The organism is Streptomyces coryli, from assembly GCF_011044975.1.
In the GTDB taxonomy this organism is placed as follows: Bacteria; Actinomycetota; Actinomycetes; order Streptomycetales; family Streptomycetaceae; genus Streptomyces; species Streptomyces coryli.
Genome location: NZ_JAAKZV010000534.1, coordinates 1 through 1,363, shown reverse-complemented (window position 1 = coordinate 1,363; position 1,363 = coordinate 1). Strand labels below are relative to the sequence as shown.

Annotated in this window: 2 protein-coding genes; both read right to left on the bottom strand. The window is 73.5% G+C overall.

Translation table 11 applies throughout. The annotated features are described in order from the left end of the window. On the bottom strand, positions 1-693 hold a 693-nt coding region (locus G5C51_RS42015; protein WP_276617719.1), incomplete at its 3' end, for a beta-ketoacyl synthase N-terminal-like domain-containing protein. 5 nt (positions 694-698) lie between these two features. Further along, a partial coding sequence (locus G5C51_RS42010; RefSeq protein ID WP_165246197.1) for an SDR family NAD(P)-dependent oxidoreductase occupies positions 699-1,363 on the bottom strand: 665 nt, incomplete at its 5' end.

Sequence of the window (1,363 nt, the reverse complement as noted above, 5' to 3'; positions counted from 1 at the left end):
GCCGCCGGCGAGCATCAGGTCGCAGCGGCCCGTGGTCAGTTCGGCGACGGCCTGGTCCACGGCGATCAGGGAGGACGCGCAGGCGGCGTCGGTCGTGTAGGCGGGGCCGCGGAGGTCGAGGCGGTTGGCGATACGGGAGGCGACGAGGTTCGGGACCAGGCCGATGGCTGCCTCCGGCACCTCCGGGCCGAGTTGGTCGGCGAAGGCGTCGCGTACTTGCGTGAGCCGGTCCTGTCCCAGTTCCGGCAGGAGCTCGCCGAGGGTGCGGGTCAGCTGTTCGGCGGTGCGTATGCGTTGGTCGTGGCGCGCCTGGGCGGGGGTTAGGTAGCCGCCGCGGCCGAGTACGACGCCGATTCGGTCGCGGGCGGGTAGCCGCTCTTCGCCGCCGGCGTCGGCGAGGGCGCGGGCGGCGACGGAGAGGGCGATGAGCTGGTCCGGGTCCGTTCCGGAGACCGAGCCGGGCATCACGCCGAAGCGGGTGACGTCGACGGAGGCGAGGTCGTCCACGAAGCCGCCGCGGCGGCAGTAGACGCGATCGGGGAAGTAGGCGGGGTCCCAGCGGTGCGCCGGGACCTCGGTGATGGCGTCGGCGCCGGTGACCAGGCCGTGCCAGTACGCCTCCAGGTCGGCGGCGCCGGGGAGGAGGACGGCCATGCCGGTGATGGCGATGTCCATGCCTGTGCCCTTGTCCATGGGCGTCACCACCCCGAGGCCGTATAGACGACGGAGGTCAGGGACGGGTCGCCCCAGGCGAGTTCGCGGAGGAGGGCGAGGACGCCTTCCTCGGGGTCGATGAGCTCGACGCCGCGGCGGGCGTAGTCGCGGCCGAGTTCCGGGGTGACCATGCCGGTGTGGGCGCCGACGGGGGCCCAGGGGCCCCAGTGGACGGTCAGGGCGCGGTGGCCGGTGCGGTGCGCCCAGGCGGCGCCGAGGTGTTCGAGGGTGTCGTTGGCGGCGGCGTAGTCGGACTGGCCGGCGTTGCCGTAGACGGCGGCGATGGAGCCGAAGAGGACGGCGAGGAGGGGGCTTTCGCCTTCGGCGAGTTCGGCGGCGGCGTCGAGGAGGTTGCGGGCGGCGTCGGTCTTGGTGGCGTAGACGCGGTGGAAGGAGTCGGGGGTCTTGTCCGCGAGGAGGCGGTCCTCGATGAGGCCGGCGGCGCCGACTACGGCGTCGAGGCGGCCGTGTTCGGCGGCGATTTCCTTGAGGGTGCGGCGGGTGGCGTCGGGGTCGCGGAGGTCGCAGGTGTGGTAGCGGGCTTGGGCGCCCAGGCGGTGGAGTTCGGTGAGGGTGGTGGTGGTTTCGCGTTGGGCGAGGATGCGGGTGGCGGTGGTGGAGGCTTCGGCGGTGGTGAGGTGGGGGGTGG